This window comes from Mesorhizobium sp. P2_A12 (assembly GCF_056405075.1).
Genome location: NZ_JBFUCU010000015.1, coordinates 152,464 through 170,830 on the forward strand (window position 1 = coordinate 152,464; position 18,367 = coordinate 170,830).

At 62.2% G+C, this 18,367-nt stretch carries 13 protein-coding genes; 10 read left to right on the forward strand and 3 right to left on the reverse strand.

Features of this window, described 5'->3' with window-relative positions; translation table 11 throughout:
• The first annotated feature begins 65 nt into the window (after positions 1 to 65).
• From AC1DZU_RS26935 to AC1DZU_RS26965, 7 genes are all read left to right on the forward strand, one after another.
• Positions 66 to 1,235, forward strand: a complete 1,170-nt coding sequence (locus tag AC1DZU_RS26935; RefSeq protein WP_477289692.1) for an acetyl-CoA acetyltransferase — start codon at positions 66 to 68, stop codon at positions 1,233 to 1,235.
• Positions 1,232 to 2,839, forward strand: coding sequence for an acyl-CoA synthetase (locus AC1DZU_RS26940; RefSeq protein ID WP_477289693.1), 1,608 nt, complete (start codon positions 1,232 to 1,234; stop codon positions 2,837 to 2,839). Before AC1DZU_RS26935 ends, AC1DZU_RS26940 begins: the two co-directional genes overlap by 4 nt.
• An 842-nt stretch (positions 2,840 to 3,681) precedes the next feature.
• Complete coding sequence (locus tag AC1DZU_RS26945; RefSeq protein ID WP_477289694.1) at positions 3,682 to 5,832, forward strand: alpha/beta fold hydrolase; 2,151 nt, start codon at positions 3,682 to 3,684, stop codon at positions 5,830 to 5,832.
• Positions 5,833 to 5,944: 112 nt separating this feature from the next.
• Positions 5,945 to 6,238, forward strand: coding sequence for a GYD domain-containing protein (locus AC1DZU_RS26950; protein WP_477289695.1), 294 nt, complete (start codon positions 5,945 to 5,947; stop codon positions 6,236 to 6,238).
• Between the two features lie 345 nt (positions 6,239 to 6,583).
• Positions 6,584 to 7,501, forward strand: a complete 918-nt coding sequence (locus tag AC1DZU_RS26955; protein WP_477289696.1) for a ketopantoate reductase family protein — start codon at positions 6,584 to 6,586, stop codon at positions 7,499 to 7,501.
• Between the two features lie 33 nt (positions 7,502 to 7,534).
• Positions 7,535 to 8,275 carry a class I SAM-dependent methyltransferase gene (locus AC1DZU_RS26960; protein WP_477289697.1) on the forward strand — a complete coding sequence of 247 codons (741 nt, stop codon included), beginning with the start codon at positions 7,535 to 7,537 and terminating at the stop codon, positions 8,273 to 8,275.
• A 123-nt stretch (positions 8,276 to 8,398) separates the two neighbouring features.
• On the forward strand, positions 8,399 to 9,136 hold the full coding sequence (locus tag AC1DZU_RS26965) for a GNAT family N-acetyltransferase (protein WP_477289698.1): 738 nt from the start codon (positions 8,399 to 8,401) through the stop codon (positions 9,134 to 9,136).
• Between the two features lie 15 nt (positions 9,137 to 9,151).
• Here AC1DZU_RS26965 and AC1DZU_RS26970 read toward each other — a convergent pair whose 3' ends face one another.
• Positions 9,152 to 9,361, reverse strand: a complete 210-nt coding sequence (locus AC1DZU_RS26970; protein WP_095088617.1) for a hypothetical protein — start codon at positions 9,359 to 9,361, stop codon at positions 9,152 to 9,154.
• 110 nt (positions 9,362 to 9,471) lie between these two features.
• The gene (locus AC1DZU_RS26975) at positions 9,472 to 10,242 is read right to left on the reverse strand and encodes an SDR family NAD(P)-dependent oxidoreductase (protein ID WP_477289699.1); all 771 of its coding nucleotides are present in this window, start codon (positions 10,240 to 10,242) and stop codon (positions 9,472 to 9,474) included.
• Positions 10,243 to 10,672: 430 nt separating this feature from the next.
• Here AC1DZU_RS26975 and metH point away from each other — a divergent pair, with 430 nt between their 5' ends.
• The 3 genes from metH (at position 10,673) to AC1DZU_RS26990 (ending at position 17,522) form a co-directional block, all read left to right on the forward strand.
• Complete coding sequence (gene metH, locus AC1DZU_RS26980) at positions 10,673 to 14,482, forward strand: methionine synthase (RefSeq protein ID WP_477289700.1); 3,810 nt, start codon at positions 10,673 to 10,675, stop codon at positions 14,480 to 14,482.
• Between the two features lie 178 nt (positions 14,483 to 14,660).
• Positions 14,661 to 16,055 carry a multicopper oxidase family protein gene (locus AC1DZU_RS26985; RefSeq protein WP_477289701.1) on the forward strand — a complete coding sequence of 465 codons (1,395 nt, stop codon included), beginning with the start codon at positions 14,661 to 14,663 and terminating at the stop codon, positions 16,053 to 16,055.
• 150 nt (positions 16,056 to 16,205) lie between these two features.
• Positions 16,206 to 17,522 carry an NAD(P)H-dependent oxidoreductase gene (locus AC1DZU_RS26990; protein WP_477289702.1) on the forward strand — a complete coding sequence of 439 codons (1,317 nt, stop codon included), beginning with the start codon at positions 16,206 to 16,208 and terminating at the stop codon, positions 17,520 to 17,522.
• A 3-nt stretch (positions 17,523 to 17,525) separates the two neighbouring features.
• Here the strand turns inward: AC1DZU_RS26990 and proC are convergent, their stop codons facing one another.
• Positions 17,526 to 18,341: a pyrroline-5-carboxylate reductase gene (gene proC / locus AC1DZU_RS26995; RefSeq protein WP_477289703.1), complete on the reverse strand. Its 816-nt coding sequence runs from the start codon at positions 18,339 to 18,341 to the stop codon at positions 17,526 to 17,528.
• Positions 18,342 to 18,367 lie beyond the last annotated feature (26 nt).

Consider the following 18,367-nt stretch of genomic DNA (forward strand, 5'->3'; position numbering starts at 1 on the left):
TGCTTGCCGCAATCAGAAGAACTGGCTGATTAGACGGCATCCGTCGAGCGCCAAAAGGAACAGTTATGGCCAAAGCGGAGATGATCGGTTGGGCTCACACCAATTTCGGGAAGTCCGCCGCCCCCGACACCGAAACGTTGATGGCGGGGGTCGTTGGCCCGGCGCTCGACCATGCGGGCATTGGGGCTGCCGACGTCGATGGCATCTTCGTTGGCGTCTACAACAACGGCTTTTCTCGTCAGGATTTCCAGGCCGCGCTGGTCGGCATGAGTCATCACGGACTTGCCGCGACACCTGCTGTGCGCTTTGAAAACGCCTGCGCGACCGGTTCAGCTGCTCTTTTTGGTGCACTCGATTTCATCGAGGCCGGTCGCGGACGGATCGCTCTGGTGATCGGCGCTGAAAAGATGACTGGCCTGCCTTCCAGCGAGGTTGGCGATGTCCTGATGTCTGGCTGCTATCGCAAGGAAGAGGCAGCCGTGGAAGGTGGTTTTGCGGGCGTATTCGGGCGCATCGCGCAGAACTATTTTCAGCGCCATGGCGACAGATCCGAGGAACTCGCGCTGATCGCCGCAAAGAACCATCGCAACGGAGTCGCCAATCCGGTTGCGCATATGCGCAAGGATCTGGGCTTCGACTTCTGTAACACGGTATCGGAGCGCAACCCTTACGTAGCCGCCCCTCTGCGGCGAACTGATTGCTCCCTTGTGTCTGACGGGGCTGTAGCCATCGTCGTGGCGGACGAAGGGACAGCAGCCCGGATGTCACGTGCGATCGCATTTCGCAGCAGAAGCCATGCCAACGACTTCATGGCGCTAAGCAGGCGCGATCCGATCGCCTTTGACGGTGCGAGGCGGGCTTGGGCAACGGCGCTCGGGACCTCCATGTTGACCATAGATGATCTCGATCTTGTCGAGACACACGACTGTTTCACCATTGCCGAACTGATCGAATATGAGGCGATGGGTCTGGCGTTGCCCGGCCAAGGTTTTCGCATAGTGCGCGATGGGGTCGCGAACCGTTCGGGCCGGCTGCCGGTGAACCCATCTGGCGGCCTGAAGGCGAGAGGCCATCCGCTCGGCGCGACCGGCGTCTCCATGCATGTGATGGCGGCACAACAACTGATGAACGAGGCCGGCGGAATGCAGGTTCTCAACGCGAGTCTTGCGGGGGTCTTCAACATGGGAGGTGCGGCGGTCACTAACTACGTCTCAATCCTGGAGCGGGTCCGATGAACGGGGCGACTGAAAGTTCAATCGAACCGGTGTCCAAGCGCGTGATGAACCTGTCGCACTTCGTCACCCAGGCAGCTCGCCGATTTCCCGATAAGATCGCATTCGTCTGGGGGAACAAAAGCTGGACATGGCGGGAGATTGATCGGCGCATCGACGCAATGTCTTGCGCGCTTGCTGAAACTTACGGGGTCAAAAAAGGCGATCGAGTTCTCGTGCAATCGCAAAACTGCAACCAGATGTTCGAGTCCATGTTCGCCTGCTTCCGCATCGGCGCGGTATGGGTGCCGACAAATTTCCGGCAGACGCCGGAAGAAGTAGCCTACCAGGCAGAGGCAAGCGGCGCCGCAGGAATGATCTGTGGCAATATGTTTGCCGACCATCAGGCCGCATGCGCGGGGTCTTCCGCGCCTCTGCGCTTCTTCATATCCATAGGCGAATCCGCATTTGGTCCCGACTACGACACGATCGTTTCGCAGCACGACGGCAAGCGGGTCGAAACGGTGGCAGTTGAACGAGACGACCCCTGCTGGTTCCTATTCACATCAGGCACGACAGGCCGGCCAAAGGCGGCCGTTCTAACGCACGGCCAGATGGCGTTCGTCATCACCAACCATCTTTGCGATCTCATGCCAGGGACGACAGCTGACGACGCATCGCTCGTGGTAGCACCACTGTCTCACGGCGCAGGCGTTCACCAACTGACACAGGTGGCGCGAGGCGCCAAGACAGTGCTGCTGGCGACAGATCGCTTCGACATCGAAGCGGCGTGGGCTCTGATCGAAAAGTGGCGCATCACCAACGTCTTCACCGTCCCAACAATCCTCAAAATGCTCGTCGAGCATCCTGCTGTGGATCGGTATGACCACTCATCGCTTCGCCATGTGATCTATGCCGGAGCCCCGATGTATCGCACGGATCAAGAGCACGCCCTGACCAAGCTCGGGCCTGTTCTGGTCCAATATTTCGGGCTCGGCGAGGTGACAGGCAACATCACGGTTCTCCCGCCCAATCACCATCGACTGGGTGACGGTCCTGATGCGAGGATCGGCACTTGCGGCTTCGAGCGAACAGGAATGCAGGTTGCCATCAGGTCACCTGAGGGCAAAGAGCTCGAGCCCGGCGAAACGGGAGAAATTTGCGTGATTGGCCCGGCCGTCTTTCCTGGATACTTCCACAATCCGGAAGCGAACTGGAAGTCGTTTCGGGACGGCTGGTTCTGCACGGGTGACATTGGTCACCTAGATTCAGAGGGCTTCCTCTACATAACTGGTCGGGCATCGGACATGTATATTTCCGGCGGATCGAACATCTATCCGCGAGAGATCGAGGAGAAAATCCTTGCCCATCCCGGTATCAGCGAAGTGGCCGTCTTGGGGGTTCCCGATCCAATCTGGGGCGAAGTCGGGGTTGCTGTTTGTGTTGCAGCGCCTGGCACCGAGGTCGCAACATTGGACATGGATTCCTGGCTGATGGACAAGATCGCCCGCTACAAGCTGCCAAAGCGGTATCTGTTTTGGAGCGACCTGCCAAAATCCGGTTATGGGAAGGTAGCTAAGACGAAAATCAGAGAGATTCTAGTCGGCCGAGACGGATTGACCCTCTGATGGCGCCGGATTCCGTCTGCGATACGCTCATTTGATTGCCCGTCACAATGTTACAAAACGTCGCATAACTCATTGATTTTATTAATACAACTCAGAGTTCAATCCTCTCTCGCAGCACCAGTCCATCCCGTTGAAGTCGCTGAAGCCATTGGCGCGCTGCGCGTTCCGTCCATTCTGACGTTACAAATGACGTCACAAGACGGAAATCGAGACGGCCGCTGTCCACCAGGCTTGTAATCCCCAAGGACCTTCGGCCCTTTATGGAGTGCAGGACAGGGGCTACGAACACGCCTTGGGCCTGGTTACAGGACGGCTCACAAGGCACTGCCAGGCGCTGTCGCTGCTCATCATCATGAGCGCTTTGTTGCGCAGCTCCGGCGTGGGATCGCTGGACTGCTGAATGATGCTGACCCGGTCAGCGACGGTGAGTTCTCGGCGCTCCGACGGGAGCGACCAAGCGCCTGAGAAAGTCCCGCCCGGCATCTGCTATCAGCACACATGCGCGGATCGTCGCGGTCCGAAGATCGAACGAGCGGACCATTGATTCACGGCCAGCCCGCTGCTTCTCAAGATAGCGCGCGAGTGCAATTTCGTGGCGTTGCGGCGCAACCGCATTCCACAGCCGCGGGTTCTGCCCGGGATCATCATGCCAGATGGGCCACTCATTCGGGTGCAGCATAGCATCCTCCTCCTGAGACAAGGGCTGCCTCGTCCGGGCAATCTCCTCCGCCGCCCGTGAGAAATGCGTTGGAACCAGCGTGATGAATTCGTGAAAAGCGTCACGCCGGCAAAATCGCGATTGAAATAGGGGCAGGTAGGGGAAATGATTGCCGGTGGGAGCTATGGCTGTGGCGGATTCGATGACGCACCCTCATCTCTGTCTGCTCGGTGGTTTCGATTTTGCCAACGATGCAGCGACGGTTCCGCTCCTCGGCCGCAAGGCGCGTGCCATGATAGCTTACCTGGCCCTCCAGTCCGGACGCTCGCAATCGCGCGAGAAACTCGCTTCCCTTTTGTGGGGTTGCAACAGCGAGTCCCAGTCCCGGACGAACCTGCGGCAGGCCTTGTCTGCCGTCAGGAAGGCCACTCACGCATCAGGGGGCGGGAGGTTCCTCACCGAGGGCGACACCATCAGCCTCAATCTCGACGATCTCGATTTCGATGTCGCGCGGTTCGAGGCGCTGGCTGCGGGCTCCGCCCCCGAGCAGCTCGAGCAGGCGCTTGCTGTCTATCGTGGCGACCTCCTCGACGGCTTCGATCTCAAGGAGGAGCCGTTCGAAGACTGGCTGAGGTTCGAGCGCGAGCGATTGAGGGCAATCGCCATTACAGTGCTGGACAAGCTCGTCGCATACCATTCCGCGACAAGCGATTCTGCATCAGGCGTGTGGGCGGCTACGCGCTTGCTGGCTTTTGAACCCCTCCGGGAAGACATTCATCGTGCCTTGATGCGGGCCTATGTAGCCCAGGGCCGCCTCAACCTCGCCCTGCAGCAGTATGAGCGATGCCGCGATGCCTTGCAGCGGCAGCTCGGCTTGCAGCCCGAGCCCGAAACCCGGAAGCTGTATGACGACCTTCGGGCGCGCCGCATGGCACCGGACGCGGCTTTTCCAGCACCCAGAGTTTCACCTTCGCTACAGACGCGATCCCAAGCCGATAAGCGTCCGGATTTCTCAGGTCACCGCATCAGCCCGCCGACGTACTACGTCAAATCGGCGGGGATCAACATCGCTTATCAGGTGACCGGCGACGGGCCGATCGACCTGATCTATGTGCCTGGATGGGTCTCCAACCTCGACCTTTCCTGGTCGTCGCCGCGGCTAGCACACGTGCTCCAGCGCCTCGGCAGCTTCTGCCGCCTTATCCGGATGGACAAACGCGGCACGGGGCTGTCCGACCGCAATGTCGGTCTGCCGACGATGGAAGAGCGGATGGAAGACGTGCGGGCAGTGCTGGATGCGGTCGGCTCGAAGCGCACGGTTCTGTTCGGCAGCTCCGAGGGCGGCCCCATGTGCATGCTGTTCGCGGCGACCTATCCCGAGCGCACGGCGGCGCTCGTGCTCAACGGAGCCTATGCCAGCGGCAGATGGTCGAAAGATTACCCCTGGGCGAGAACAAGCGAGCAGGTGGAACAAGATCTAGCAGTCGTCGAGAGAGAGTGGGGAGAGCCGGCGGACATGAGCAACGCCGCGCCCAGCTTGATGAACGACAGTTTCGAGCGAGAATGGTTCGCCGCCTACCTCAGGAATTCAGCCTCTCCCGCCGACGCGATAGCGCTCTGGCGCTGGGGAACCGAAATCGACGTTCGCGACATTCTGCCGGCCATTCACGTTCCGACGCTCATCGCTCAGACGACGGGCGACCGCTGGGTAAAGCGGGAAGAAGGACGCTACCTGGCAACGCATATCGAAGGTGCCCGATACATCGAGCTTGCCGGCCGGGACCACGTGATCTGGGGGGAGAATTCCGATCGCCTCGTGGACGAGATCCAGGCTTTTGTCACCGGCGCTTTGCCGGCGGTGCCGGGCAAGCGGCTCCTGGTGTCGGTGCTGTCCGTAGAGATAGAAGGCCCTTCCTCTGGTGCCGGCACGGATCTGATTGAGCGACACGCCGAAGAGATCCGTAGCGATCTGCTCGGCGCCGAAGGCAGGCGGATCAGACGCACGGCAAGCGGATTTGTCGCCGTATTCCAAGGCCCGACGCGATCGATCCAGTGCGCGATCGCGATCCGTCAACGCCTGAAGCAATCCGGTCTCGATGTCCGCTCGGCAGTCCATACCGGCGAATGCGAGGAGCGCGGCGATGATTTCACCGGGATGGCGATCGAGCTGTCATCGCGGCTGCTCGATCATGCGCGGCCAGGCGAGATCATTGCCTCGCGGACGGTTCGTGATCTCGTGTTTGGCTCCGGCCTGATGTTTGAAGAGCGCGGCGGTACGGAACTTGCCGGGCTTCCCGGGAGCTTGCAGCTTTTCTCCGTCGGTGGGCCAGCCTGACGGCGATGATCCTTGACCCAAGTGGTTCGCGCACCTGACTCGTGTTATCGTCGTTGCGGGAGACGGCGGACGCGCCGTGAGTGCCCGCCCGCTCCCACAATGGGAGGAAAAAATGGCTTACTACGTATTGCTCTCAAATTTCACAGATCAAGGTATCAAGAGCATAAAGGATACCCAGAAGCGCGCGGAGGCCTTCAGGGCGATGGCCAGCAAGAACGGCATCAAGGTTCACACCTTGTTGTGGACGCTTGGCCAGCATGATGTCGTGGCGATTGCAGAAGCCGACGACGACATTGCTGCGACCGCGCTAGCCTTATCGATCGCATCGCTAGGTAACATCAGAACCCAGACATTGAGGGCGTTCGACGCCGCGGATATGGCCAAGATAATGGCAAAGATGGCCTGACCGCCACTCTGCCGTGAACGGGCGATCGAAGCCCGCTGGCGAGGGGAACGGCGGCCTCGCTCATATCCTTGAAGCGAAAACCCTGGGACGAGGCCAGGGTTTTTTATGAGGGACATTCAACGAGCTATTCCGGTCTGGTCGCAGTCGGAACCATCTGCATGGCGGCTGCCAGAACTGCGGCTTTGGTGGCTTATTGGGCGAGGACTCATCGTGATCGCTTGCCGTCGGACCTCCAACCCGTCGGCTGGCCTTGTATTCAAGTAAATGCTAATAGACATCGGGCCGGCGGATGCCGTTCCAGCTTCGCGCGGCCCATGGCGGCAGCTGACGTCGAGGGGGGGACGCATGCGGATCGCAATGATAGGGGCGGGCGGCATCGGCGGCTATCTCGGCGCGAGGCTCGCCGAAGCGGGGGGCGACGTCAGCTTCATCGCTCGAGGTGCCCACTTGCAGGCAATGCGCCGGGACGGCCTGCGAATTCAAAGCGATATCGGCAACGTCTTTCTCCCCAATGTGTCCGCGAGCGACGCGCCGGCCGACATCGGTCGCGTCGATCTCGCGATTTTTGCGGTCAAGCTCTACGACAGCGAGAAGGCCGCCGCAGCGCTGGGACCGCTCATCCGCAGGGATACGCGTGTCGTGACGTTGCAGAACGGCATCGACAGCGTCGAGATTCTAGGCCGCCATGTTCCCGGCGACCAGGTGATTGGCGGCGCCACCTACTTGTCCGCATTCATCAAACAGCCGGGAGAAGTCGTCCACGCTGGCGGGCTGCGTCACATCCTGGTCGGCGGGCACCGCGAGCCTCTCATCAAGGACCTTCAGGCGCTCTGCGATCGTGCTGTCGGGCTTGAGCTGAAGCCGGTTGCCGACATCGACAACGTGCTGTGGGAGAAGTTCGTGACACTCGCGGCCTTTTCCGGAGGAACGTCGCTCATGCGCTCCGGGATCGGTCCGATCCTCGACGACCCCGAGGCTCGTATCTTCATCGAGCAACTGCGCGACGAGGGGATGGCGGTCGCGGCCGCGGCCGGTCATCCCATGGCCGAGGGGTTCGAAGGGCGCGTTGTGACCAGATGGACCGCATTCCCACCGCACGTAAAATCGTCGATGACCAACGACCTCGAAAGGGGCAAGCCAATCGAGGTCGCCTGGCTGTCCGGGCGCATGCACGAATTGGGCATAAGGTTCGGTGTTGCGACCCCCGGCCACACGGCGGTCTTCCGCGCCCTGCATCTCTACGCAGAGGGTGCAGCTCCGTAGCGGCGCCCCGTCAACGTTCCTTGGGAGGATATCATGGCCAGTTCGTCGAGCGAGAGCATGCCGGTGGCGACCGTTAACGAGGCTACCGGCTCCCAGGACATGTTCAACAAGGAGCTGGAGACGTACCGCAGGATCGTGGCCACAAACCTCATGTTTCACCGCGAGGTCTACGGGCTCCTGCGCGATGTGCTCGTTGAGCATGCACCAGGGTCGTTTCGATTCCTCGACGTGGCGTGCGGCGATGCCGCTGCCTCTGCCGCGATGCTGAAGACGTCCGCGATCGGCGGCTATGTCGGCATCGACCTGTCGGAAGCGTCGCTAGCGCTTGCCGCTCGCGCGCTCGAAGGGCTCCCATGCCCGGTCGAGCTGCGCTGCGGCGATTTCGCGCAAGCGATGGCGAACTGGTCGGAACCCGTCGACGTAATCTGGATCGGCATGTCGCTGCACCATCTGCCGACCGAGGGCAAGGCGAAGCTGATGCGGCACGCCCGCAGGGCCTTGGGCGGCGTGGGCCAGTTCGTCATCTGGGAGCCGGCCCTGTTCGAGGGAGAAGATCGCGCCGCCTGGCTCGCCCGCTTCTCGTTGCTGCGAGACAAATGGTCGACAGTTTCCGACGAGGAATTCGCTTCCATGGAACGGCATATGCTTCTGGCCGATTTCCCTGAAACCGCCGACACTTGGCTCGGCATGGGGCGGGATGCCGGGTTTCGCCGCGCCGAGGAGATCTTCATGATGCCGAACAGAATGGGCAGGGTATTCCGCTACTGGAACTAGAGAGCAGTTCACCGTTTCACGGAAACGGCGAACGGCTCTAACTCTTTGTTTTGACGCAATTCCGGACGGAAAGCCGTTTCACACTTTTCCTGGAATTGCTCTAGCCAGTGCGTCGGGGCGACCATGTCATCAAATCTGAAACCGGGTGAGATCCCGCCGGGCGACGCTCCGGTTCCCGCCGCCGTCGTGCTGGTCGGCCGCTGGGGCCGCCTGCGCCCGCTCGACGCCGGGCGAGACGCATCCTGTCTCTACCCGCTGTCGCATGACGGGCACACGAATGCCACTTGGGTCGACATGAAGGTTGGCCCGTTCGCCAGTGAGCAAGCGTTCGCCGACCACGTCGCCGAACTAGTGGCCGACAAGAAACGCGCCTTCTTCGCCGTCGCCGGCCTCGACGACAAGCCGCTGGGGTGGCTCTGCCTCATGGAGGCAAGACCCGCCCATCATGTCGTCGAGCTCGGCTATGTGCTCTACACGCCGCCGCTGCAACGCACACGTCTCGCCACCGAGGCGCTCTACCTGATCCTGCGCCATGTCTTCGACGATCTTGGCTACCGGCGCCTCGAATGGACCTGCACCTCGAACAACCTGCGCTCGCGCAAGGCGGCCGATCGACTCGGCTTCGTCTATGAGGGCACGCTGCGCCAGGGCCTGTTCCTGAAGGGCAAACCTTGCGACATCTGCGTCTATTCGATGCTTTCCAGCGAATGGCCAGCCCATCGCTCAGCTTTTGAGGCCTGGCTTGATCCCGGAAATTTCGACGCCGAGCGGCAGCTTCGCTCGGTTGCCGAGATCAGGAGCGGCCTTGATTGGCATAATCCAGAGGTCAATCCTCTGTCGCAGCACCAGTCAATCCGTTGAGATCATAGTGCTGCGTCACCGACCAAGCGGCTGCCGTGACAAGGCGAGGAGCTCGGCCTCGTCGGTGATTCCGGCCATATAGTTGGCGATAATGCGGGAGGCCAGCGCTTCTCGGCTGGCATCAGAGTCGCCCTCGCGCTTTGCCTGGTCGAAGACACGCCCAAGAAGTCCCATCTCGGACGGTGTGAAGTTGCCCGCCTCTTTGAGCTTGCGATTGATGGACATGCCGCCTTCCTTCCTTTCGAAAAGTATACGCGCATCTCACGCAAAAAGGACGGACTGAACGAGCGACAGCTTCGATTGCGCCCTTTTTGATTCGCTCACAACCCGCGATCTTACGCCACCGACCAGCCGCCATCGACCAGAATATTGGCGCCGGTGATCATCGAGGCTGCGGGCGAGGCCAGGAACACGACGGTTCCTGCGACATCGATCGGATCGCCGATGCGGCCGAGCGGAATGTGCCCCAAGACATGGGCGTGAAAGTCCGGTTCGGCGAGGGACGGCCGCGTGCCGTCGGTCCAGATGAAGGTCGGCGCCACGCTGTTTACGGCGATCTTGTGCTGCGCCCATTCGGCGGCCAGGCAGCGCGTCAAATGGTTGATCGCCGCCTTGCTCATGCAGTAGATCGCCTCGCCCTTCAGCGTCACCGTGCCGGCCTGCGAGCTGATGTTGATGATGCGCCCGGATTTCTGCGCGATCATCAGCCTTCCGACCGCCTGGGTGGTGAAGAACGTACCCTTGAGGTTGACGTTCACCGTCAGGTCGAAATCCTCCTCGGTGACGTTTTCGGCCAGGTTTTCCGGCCCAAGCCCGACATTGTTGACCAGCACGTCGATGCGGCCGAAGGCAGTGTGCGCCTCGGCGACAGCGGCCCGTACCGTGGCGAGGTCGGTCAAATCCATCTGCACCGGAAGCGCTCGCCTGCCCAAGCTCTCTATCTCGGCGACAAGCTCCGCGCCGTCGGCCTTGCTGCGCACGCCGACGATCATGTCGGCCCCCGACCCGGCACAGGCCAGCGCACAGGCGCGGCCGATACCGCGCGAGGCGCCGGTGACCAGCACGACCTTGCCGGCCAGATCGAACTTTGGTGTGAACTCTGTCATTGCAACCTCCCCTGAAAGGCTCTGTCTTCTTGAGCATGATCTCTAGCGAATCCGGATTGCGGTTTTCGGGATCGTGCTCCAGGCCGAAACCGTCGCGGATGATGACGGCCCTCTTTGCAGAACACTATCCGGTCGCCGCTTGAAAGCCAGCCGGCATCTGGGCTCACGACAAGAACACCGCTTGCCCCCGGACTTGACAGCCTGTGCGACGTGCTGACCGATCTCGGCGCCGCCCGCAATGAGAAGGCGATGGTTCGGAAAGAAATCTCGCTGAGGCGCAAGCCTTGCTGGCCGCACTGCATTGACGCAGCGAATTCGCTCGGGAACCAGGCGCTTGCAACGACGCGTGACATTGTCGATCGTTTGGCGTATATTGACATAAAGATATCCTTATGTGACACGAATAGGCTTGTCGCCAAAGGGATAAAAAATGTCGCAGAATTCTGCATCGCTGGACGCATTGTTCGGCCCCGTTGCGGCAAGGCCCGACGGTTCGGAAGTGCTTGCGGCGCTAACGGCGGCGGCGCGCGAACGCATCCTCATCCTCGACGGCGCCATGGGCACGCAGATTCAGGGCCTCGGCTTCGACGAGGGCCAGTTTCGCGGTGAGGCCTTCGCCGGCTGCGCCTGCCACCAGCAAGGCAATAACGACCTTTTGATCCTGACCCAGCCCGGGGCGATCGAGGAAATCCATTATCAGTACGCCATATCAGGCACCGACATCCTCGAGACCAACACCTTCTCCTCGACCTCCATCGCCCAGGCTGACTACGGCATGGAGGATGCCGTCTATGCGTTGAACCGCGACGGCGCACGGCTGGTGCGGCGCGCAGCGTTGAGGGCGCAGCAGCAAGACGGCAAACGCCGTTTCGTCGCCGGCGCGCTGGGGCCGACCAACCGCACGGCGTCGATGTCACCTGACGTCAACAACCCCGGCTACCGCGCCGTGACCTTCGACGATCTGCGCCTCGCCTATGGCGAGCAGCTGCGCGGCCTCATTGACGGCGGCGCCGACATTATCCTCATCGAGACCATCTTCGACACGCTGAACGCCAAGGCAGCGATCTTCGCCTGCAACGAGATCTTCATCGAGAAAGGCGTGCACCTGCCGGTGATGATCTCCGGCACGATCACCGACCTGTCCGGCCGCACGCTGTCCGGCCAGACGCCGACCGCCTTCTGGCATTCTGTGCGTCACGCCAGCCCGTTCGCCATCGGCCTCAACTGCGCGCTCGGTGCCAAGGCCATGCGCGCGCATCTGGCCGAGATTTCGGACGTCGCCAACACCTTCACCTGCGCCTATCCGAATGCAGGCCTGCCCAATGAATTCGGCCGATATGACGAGAGCCCGGAATTCATGGCGGCGCAGATCGAGGATTTCGCTCGCGAAGGGCTGGTCAATGTCGTCGGCGGCTGCTGTGGCTCGACGCCGGATCACATCCGGGCGATCGCCGAGGCGGTGCGGAAATATCCGCCGCGCGCCATCCCCGACATCGAGCCGAAGATGCGCCTGTCCGGGCTGGAGCCGTTCACGCTGACCGACGAGATTGCGTTCGTCAATGTCGGCGAGCGGACCAATGTCACGGGGTCGGCCAAGTTCCGCAAGCTGATCACGGCGGGCGACTATGCCGCCGCGCTGGACGTGGCGCGCGACCAGGTCGCCAACGGCGCCCAGATCATCGACATCAACATGGACGAGGGGCTGATCGATTCGAAGAAGGCGATGGTCAGTTACCTCAACCTGATCGCCGCCGAGCCGGACATCGCCCGCGTCCCGGTGATGGTCGACAGTTCGAAATGGGAGATCATCGAGGCTGGCCTGAAATGCGTTCAGGGCAAGCCGCTGGTCAACTCCATCTCGATGAAGGAAGGCGAGGAGGCGTTCCTGCATCATGCCAGGCTGGTGCGCGCCTATGGCGCGGCGGTGGTCGTCATGGCCTTCGATGAGGAAGGCCAGGCCGACACCAAAGCGCGCAAGGTCGAGATCTGCACCCGCGCCTACAAGCTCCTGACCGAACAGGCCGGCTTTCCGCCTGAAGACATCGTCTTCGACCCCAACGTCTTCGCCATCGCCACCGGCATCGAGGAGCACGACAATTACGGCGTCGACTTCATCGAGGCCACCGGCGAGATCACCGCGACGCTGCCGCACGTCCATATTTCCGGCGGCGTGTCGAACCTCTCCTTCTCGTTCCGCGGCAACGAGCCGGTGCGCGAGGCGATGCACGCCGTGTTCCTCTACCACGCCATCCAGCGTGGCATGGACATGGGCATCGTCAATGCCGGGCAGCTTGCGGTCTTCGACACGATCGAACCGGAACTGCGCGAGGCTTGCGAGGATGTCGTGCTCAACCGCGCCCCCAGGGCCGGCGGCACCGCCACCGAACGCATGCTGGAGATCGCCGAACGCTTCAAGGGCACGGCGGGCCAGGAAGCCAGGGAGCGCGATCTCGCCTGGCGCGAATTGCCGGTCGAGCAGCGGATCAGCCATGCGCTGGTCAACGGCATCACAGAGTTCATCGATGCCGATACCGAGGAAGCACGGCTGGCGGCCGAGCGCCCGTTGCATGTCATCGAAGGCCCGCTGATGGCCGGCATGAATGTCGTCGGCGACCTGTTCGGCGCGGGAAAGATGTTCCTGCCGCAAGTGGTGAAGTCCGCGCGGGTGATGAAACAAGCCGTCGCAGGACTATTGCCGCACATGGAGGCCGAGAAGCTGGCCAACGCCGCCAACGGCATCGACAATGGCGAGCGCCAGACGGCCGGCAAGATCCTGATGGCGACGGTGAAGGGCGATGTCCATGACATCGGCAAGAACATCGTCGGCGTCGTTCTCGCTTGCAACAATTACGAGATCATCGATCTCGGCGTCATGGTGCCGGCGGCCAAGATCTTGCAGACGGCGCGCGAGCAGCACGTCGATATCATCGGCTTGTCCGGCCTGATCACTCCGTCGCTCGACGAGATGGTGCACATGGCCGCCGAGATGGAGCGCGAAGGCCTCGACATCCCTCTGTTGATCGGTGGCGCGACGACCAGCCGCGTGCACACGGCGGTGAAGATCCATCCGCGCTATGCCAGGGGCCAGACAGTCTACGTCACCGACGCCAGCCGGGCGGTCGGCGTGGTCTCGTCCTTGCTGTCGAACGAGACCAAGGGCGGCTATGTCGAAGCGGTGCGCGCCGAATACCAGAAGGTCGCCGATGCGCATGCCCGCTCCGAAGCCGACAAGCTGCGGCTGCCGCTCGCCAAGGCGAGAGCCAACGCGCACCGGATCGACTGGTCGAGCTGCGAGCCGCCAAAGCCGTCCTTCACAGGCGTGAAGGTTTTTGAAAACTGGGACCTCGCCGAACTCGCGCGTTACATCGACTGGACGCCATTCTTCCAGACCTGGGAGTTGAAGGGGCGTTATCCCAAGATACTCGAGGACGAGGCGCAGGGTCCCGCTGCTCGCCAGCTGTTCGAGGATGCGCAGGCAATGCTGAAGAAGATCATTGCCGAAAAATGGTTCGCGCCACGCGGCGTCATCGGCTTCTGGCCGGCCAACGCTGTCGGCGACGACATCAAACTGTTCACGGACGAAGCACGCTCGCAGGAACTGGCGACCTTCTTCACCTTGCGCCAGCAGCTGACCAAGCGCGACGGCAAGGCCAATGTCGCGCTGTCGGATTTCGTTGCCCCGTCGGACAGCGGGAAGCCCGATTATGTCGGCGGCTTCATCGTCACCGCCGGCATCGAGGAGGTGGCGATCGCCGAGCGTTTCGAGCGGGCGAACGACGACTATTCCTCGATCATGGTCAAGGCGCTGGCCGACCGCTTCGCCGAGGCCTACGCTGAGCGCATGCATGAGAAGGTGCGCCAGGAGTTCTGGGGCTACGCGGCAGACGAGAATCTGGCGCCAGACGAACTGATCGGCGAGCCCTATCGCGGCATCCGTCCGGCGCCCGGCTATCCGGCGCAACCGGACCACACCGAGAAGGCGACGCTGTTCCGGCTGCTCGACGGCGAAGGCAATGCCGGGGTGAGCCTGACCGAAAGCTATGCGATGTGGCCGGGCTCGTCTGTGTCGGGGATCTATCTGTCGCATCCCGAAAGCTATTATTTCGGCGTCGCCAAGGTCGAACGCGACCAGGTCGAGGACTATGCACGCCGCAAGGCCATGCCGTTGGCCGAGGTCGAGCGCTGGCTCGGACCCATCCTCAACTATGTTCCGGCGCACCATGCCGAGGCGGCTGAATAGCGCGGCAAGCTCTGTCGCCTTTTCGCTCTGACAGTCCGTGTGAACGGGACTCAGGCGCAGGTGTTTTGACCCTGGTTCACGCTGTGCCGTCAACAGAATTTGCTCTGGTTGCCGGCTTGTGATCCATGGCGTGGCGGTTACACCATCGGGGTAGCCGTCTTTGCAGTTGGAGCGCCAAATGACTGTACTCACACGCCGCAGGCTTTTGAAAACGGCAACGATTGCCGGCGCCGGCGGGGTAGGGCTCTCGGCCATGGGCAGGTTTGCTGGCTGGGCCGCTACCGGGCCTAAGCCGGTGGTGCTGCAGACGGCCAAAATCCAGGCGAAGCTGATGGATGTCGGCCAGACCAGGGATGTGCTGACCTATGGCAATGCCGGAATGCCGCCGGTACTCAGGATGAAAAAGGGCGAGCCCTTCGCCGCGCGGCTTGTCAATGCGATCGACGATCCGACGACGATCCACTGGCACGGCATCCGCGTGCCGAACAAGATGGATGGCGTGCCGTTCCTGGTCCAGCCCTATGTCTATACTGGCGATCATTTCGACTACGCCTTCACGCCGCCCGACGCCGGCACCTTCTGGTACCACCCGCACTGCAACACGCTGACCCAGATGGGCCACGGCCTGACGGGCGTGATCGTTGTCGAAAACCCTGGCGATCCGAAGTTCGACGCCGAGATGGTCCTCAATCTGCGCGACTGGCGGCTTGGCGACGACGGCCAGTTCATCGACCAGTTCCGGCCGCGCGATGCTGCAAGAACCGGCACCTACGGCACCGTGCGTACCGCCAACTGGCTAGATCAGCCCCAATATGACGCGCCGGCCGGCGGGCTGGTGCGGCTCAGGGTCGCCATCACGGACGTCACGCGGATCTATGCTTTTCTTGTCGACGGGGCGGAGGCCACAGTCATGGCGCTCGACGGCAATCCGGTGCCGCAGCGTTTTTCACCCGATGCTCTGCTGCTTGGACCCGGCCAGCGCATGGAGTTGGCCATCCGCATGCCCGACGACGAGGGCGCGATCGTCAGCCTGCGAGACGTCAGGGGCACCAAGCCCAAGGTGCTCGCGACCCTGCGCGCCACTGGAAGCTCGCTCAAGCGCGACATTCGCGATGTTCCCCCGCTCGAGGTCAATCCGGTGGCAGAGGTCGATTTCACCGCCGCCCAGCATATTTCGCTGGCGCTCAGCGCCACGGCGGAAAACGTCCCGAGCGATGGCATTTGCGGTTCGCTTGGCTACAGTTTCTGGGCAATCAACAAGGTTCCGTGGCCAGGCGATACGCCCGATCCAACCGCGCCATTGGCCGAACTGAAGCTCGGCCGAAGCTATGTGATCGAGATGGAAAACCTGACGCCGCAATCCCATCCGATGCATCTGCACGGCATGAGTTTCAAGGTGTTGTCGTCCTCGACGCGCCAGGTTCACCCGCTGATTTCGGACACCTATCTCATCCAACCCAACGAGAAGGTCAGCCTGGGCTTCGTCGCCGACAATCTCGGCGACTGGCTGCTGCACTGCCACATCATCGAGCACCAGAAATCGGGCATGACGAGCTATGTCAGGGTGGTCTGAACCGGTTTCAATGGCTCGGAGACGGGTGGAAGGGGTGCTCTAACACTGCATTGACGAGCGAGAAATTGCCGCCGGCTTGCGGTTTTGTTGGCAAAAGGGGGTGTTTCCCTGCTATTGCCGCCTCAAATCGAGAAGCATGGACGTCCCAGCATGACCAATGTCGCCTTGACCGGGCTTGCCCGCGATCTTGCCAGGCGTGCCGCCGAGGGCCGCCCGGTGCGCATCGGCGTTATCGGCTCGGGCGAGATGGGCACCGATCTGGTGACGCAAGGCATGCTGATGAAGGGCATTTCGGTCTGCGCCGTCTCGACCCGCCGTCCGCACACCGCGCGCGAGGCCATCCGTATTGCCTATGGCGATGAAGCGATGGCGGTCGAAGCCGACACCGCGTCGAAAGTCACCGGCGCCATCGAAAGCGGCAAGATCGCCATCACCTCCAACGAGATGCTGGTCACCAATCCGCTGATCGACGTCGTCATCGATGCCACCGGCAAGCCGGGTGTCGCCGCCGATTTCGACCTGATGGCGATGGAACACGGCAAGCATCTGGTGATGATGAACGTCGAGGCCGACGTCACCATCGGCTGTTATCTCAAGCAGCAGGCCGACCGGCTCGGTGTCGTCTACTCCGTCGGTGCCGGCGACGAGCCGTCGAGCTGCATGGAATTGATCGAGTTTGCGTCCGCGCTCGGCTACACCATCGTGTCCGCCGGCAAGGGCAAGAACAACCCGCTCAACCACGATGCGGTGCCGGACGACTATCGCGAGGAAGCGATACGCCGCAACATGAACCCGCGCATGCTGGTCGAGTTCGTCGACGGCTCGAAGACCATGGTCGAAATGTGCGCCATCGCCAACGCCACCGGGCTGGTGCCCGATGTCCCCGGCATGCACGGCCCGAAGGCCGATCGCGACGACCTCGCCAAAGTGCTCATTCCGCGCGAGGATGGCGGGCTGTTGTTGAAGAAAGGCGTCGTCGACTACACGGTCGGCAAGGGCGTTGCGCCCGGCGTGTTCGTCATCGTCGAGGCGACGCATCCGCGCATCATCGAGCGCATGGACGATCTGCATATCGGCCACGGCCCCTACTACAGCCTGTTCCGGCCGTATCATTTGACCTCGCTGGAAGTGCCGTTGACCGCCGCCCGCATCGTGCTTTTCGGCAAGCCCGACATGGTGCCGCTGCCAAGGCCAGTGGCCGAAGTGTGCGCCGTCGCCAAGCGCGATCTCGCCGCCGGCGAAACCTTCGATGCGATCGGCGAGACCTGCTACCGCTCCTGGACCATGACAGTCGGCGACGCTCGCGCCCAGCGCGCCGTGCCGGTCGGCCTGCTCGAGGGCGGCAAGGTGCTGAAGCCGGTCAGGAAAGGCGAATTGCTGAGCGCCGACAATGCCGCGCCCGACCAGACGACGCGGCTGTTCGCCCTGCGCCGGCTGCAGGACGAGATGCTGTACGGAACGAACTGAGTCTTACTTCCCCAGTTCGATCGACCGCAGCCGCGCAGCCTCGACTGCCTGGGTAAGCAGATTGGTCAGCCTGTCCTCGCCCATCAGCACGCCAAGCGCGGCTGCGGTCGTGCCATTGGGGCTGGTGACCTGCTGGCGCAGCACGCCCGGCTCCTCGCCGCTTTCGGCGGCGAGCGAGGCAGCGCCGTAGACTGTCTGCATGGCGAGCAGCTTGGCGGTCGCCGTCGGCAGGCCAGCCTTCTCGGCGGCGACAGTCAGCGCCTCGATGAAATGGAAAATGTAAGCCGGCCCCGATCCGGACACGGCGGTCACCGCATCCATCAGGCTCTCGTCTTCGATGGTTGCCACTTCGCCGCTCGCCGACAAAAGGTCGGCAACGAAACGCTTGGTGTCGTCGGAGACCAGGCTGTTGGAAAACACCACCATCATGCCCTTGCCGATCGAAGCGGGCGTGTTGGGCATGCAGCGCACGATCGGCGCGCGGCTGCCCAGGATCTCCTCGAAGGTGGCTGCCGGTGTCCCGGCTGCGATGCTGACGAAGGTGGTGCGGCCGTCGCCGAAGCGCTTGAAGGCGGCCGTCACATCACGGATCACCTGCGGCTTCACCGCGATGACGACGAGATCGGGCACGGCATCGGTCGGAATGCCGCCGGCATCGGCTGATGTGCCGCAACCCAGCACTGCTGCGCGATTGCGCAGGTCGGCATTGGGCTCGACCACGAACACCGCCGATGGTTGAAGCTTGCCGGATTTCAGCCAGCCCGAGAGCATGGCGTAACCCATATTGCCGCAGCCGGCGAGAACAAGCCTGATCGTCATGGAAACCCTCCGAAGGAAGGCCTTCA

Bases quoted from the DNA above. Each gene is read 5' to 3' on its own strand.
- AC1DZU_RS26935 (WP_477289692.1), top strand. From the start codon at position 66: ATGGCCAAAGCGGAGATGATCGGTTGGGCTCACACCAATTTCGGGAAG.
- AC1DZU_RS26960 (WP_477289697.1), top strand. From the start codon at position 7,535: ATGGCCAGTTCGTCGAGCGAGAGCATGCCGGTGGCGACCGTTAACGAG.
- AC1DZU_RS26965 (WP_477289698.1), top strand. From the start codon at position 8,399: ATGTCATCAAATCTGAAACCGGGTGAGATCCCGCCGGGCGACGCTCCG.
- metH (WP_477289700.1), top strand. From the start codon at position 10,673: ATGTCGCAGAATTCTGCATCGCTGGACGCATTGTTCGGCCCCGTTGCG.
- AC1DZU_RS26990 (WP_477289702.1), top strand. From the start codon at position 16,206: ATGACCAATGTCGCCTTGACCGGGCTTGCCCGCGATCTTGCCAGGCGT.
- AC1DZU_RS26970 (WP_095088617.1), bottom strand. From the start codon at position 9,361: ATGTCCATCAATCGCAAGCTCAAAGAGGCGGGCAACTTCACACCGTCC.
- proC (WP_477289703.1), bottom strand. From the start codon at position 18,341: ATGACGATCAGGCTTGTTCTCGCCGGCTGCGGCAATATGGGTTACGCC.
- AC1DZU_RS26955 (WP_477289696.1), top strand. From the start codon at position 6,584: ATGCGGATCGCAATGATAGGGGCGGGCGGCATCGGCGGCTATCTCGGC.
- AC1DZU_RS26950 (WP_477289695.1), top strand. From the start codon at position 5,945: ATGGCTTACTACGTATTGCTCTCAAATTTCACAGATCAAGGTATCAAG.
- AC1DZU_RS26975 (WP_477289699.1), bottom strand. From the start codon at position 10,242: ATGACAGAGTTCACACCAAAGTTCGATCTGGCCGGCAAGGTCGTGCTG.
- AC1DZU_RS26945 (WP_477289694.1), top strand. From the start codon at position 3,682: ATGGCTGTGGCGGATTCGATGACGCACCCTCATCTCTGTCTGCTCGGT.
- AC1DZU_RS26985 (WP_477289701.1), top strand. From the start codon at position 14,661: ATGACTGTACTCACACGCCGCAGGCTTTTGAAAACGGCAACGATTGCC.
- AC1DZU_RS26940 (WP_477289693.1), top strand. From the start codon at position 1,232: ATGAACGGGGCGACTGAAAGTTCAATCGAACCGGTGTCCAAGCGCGTG.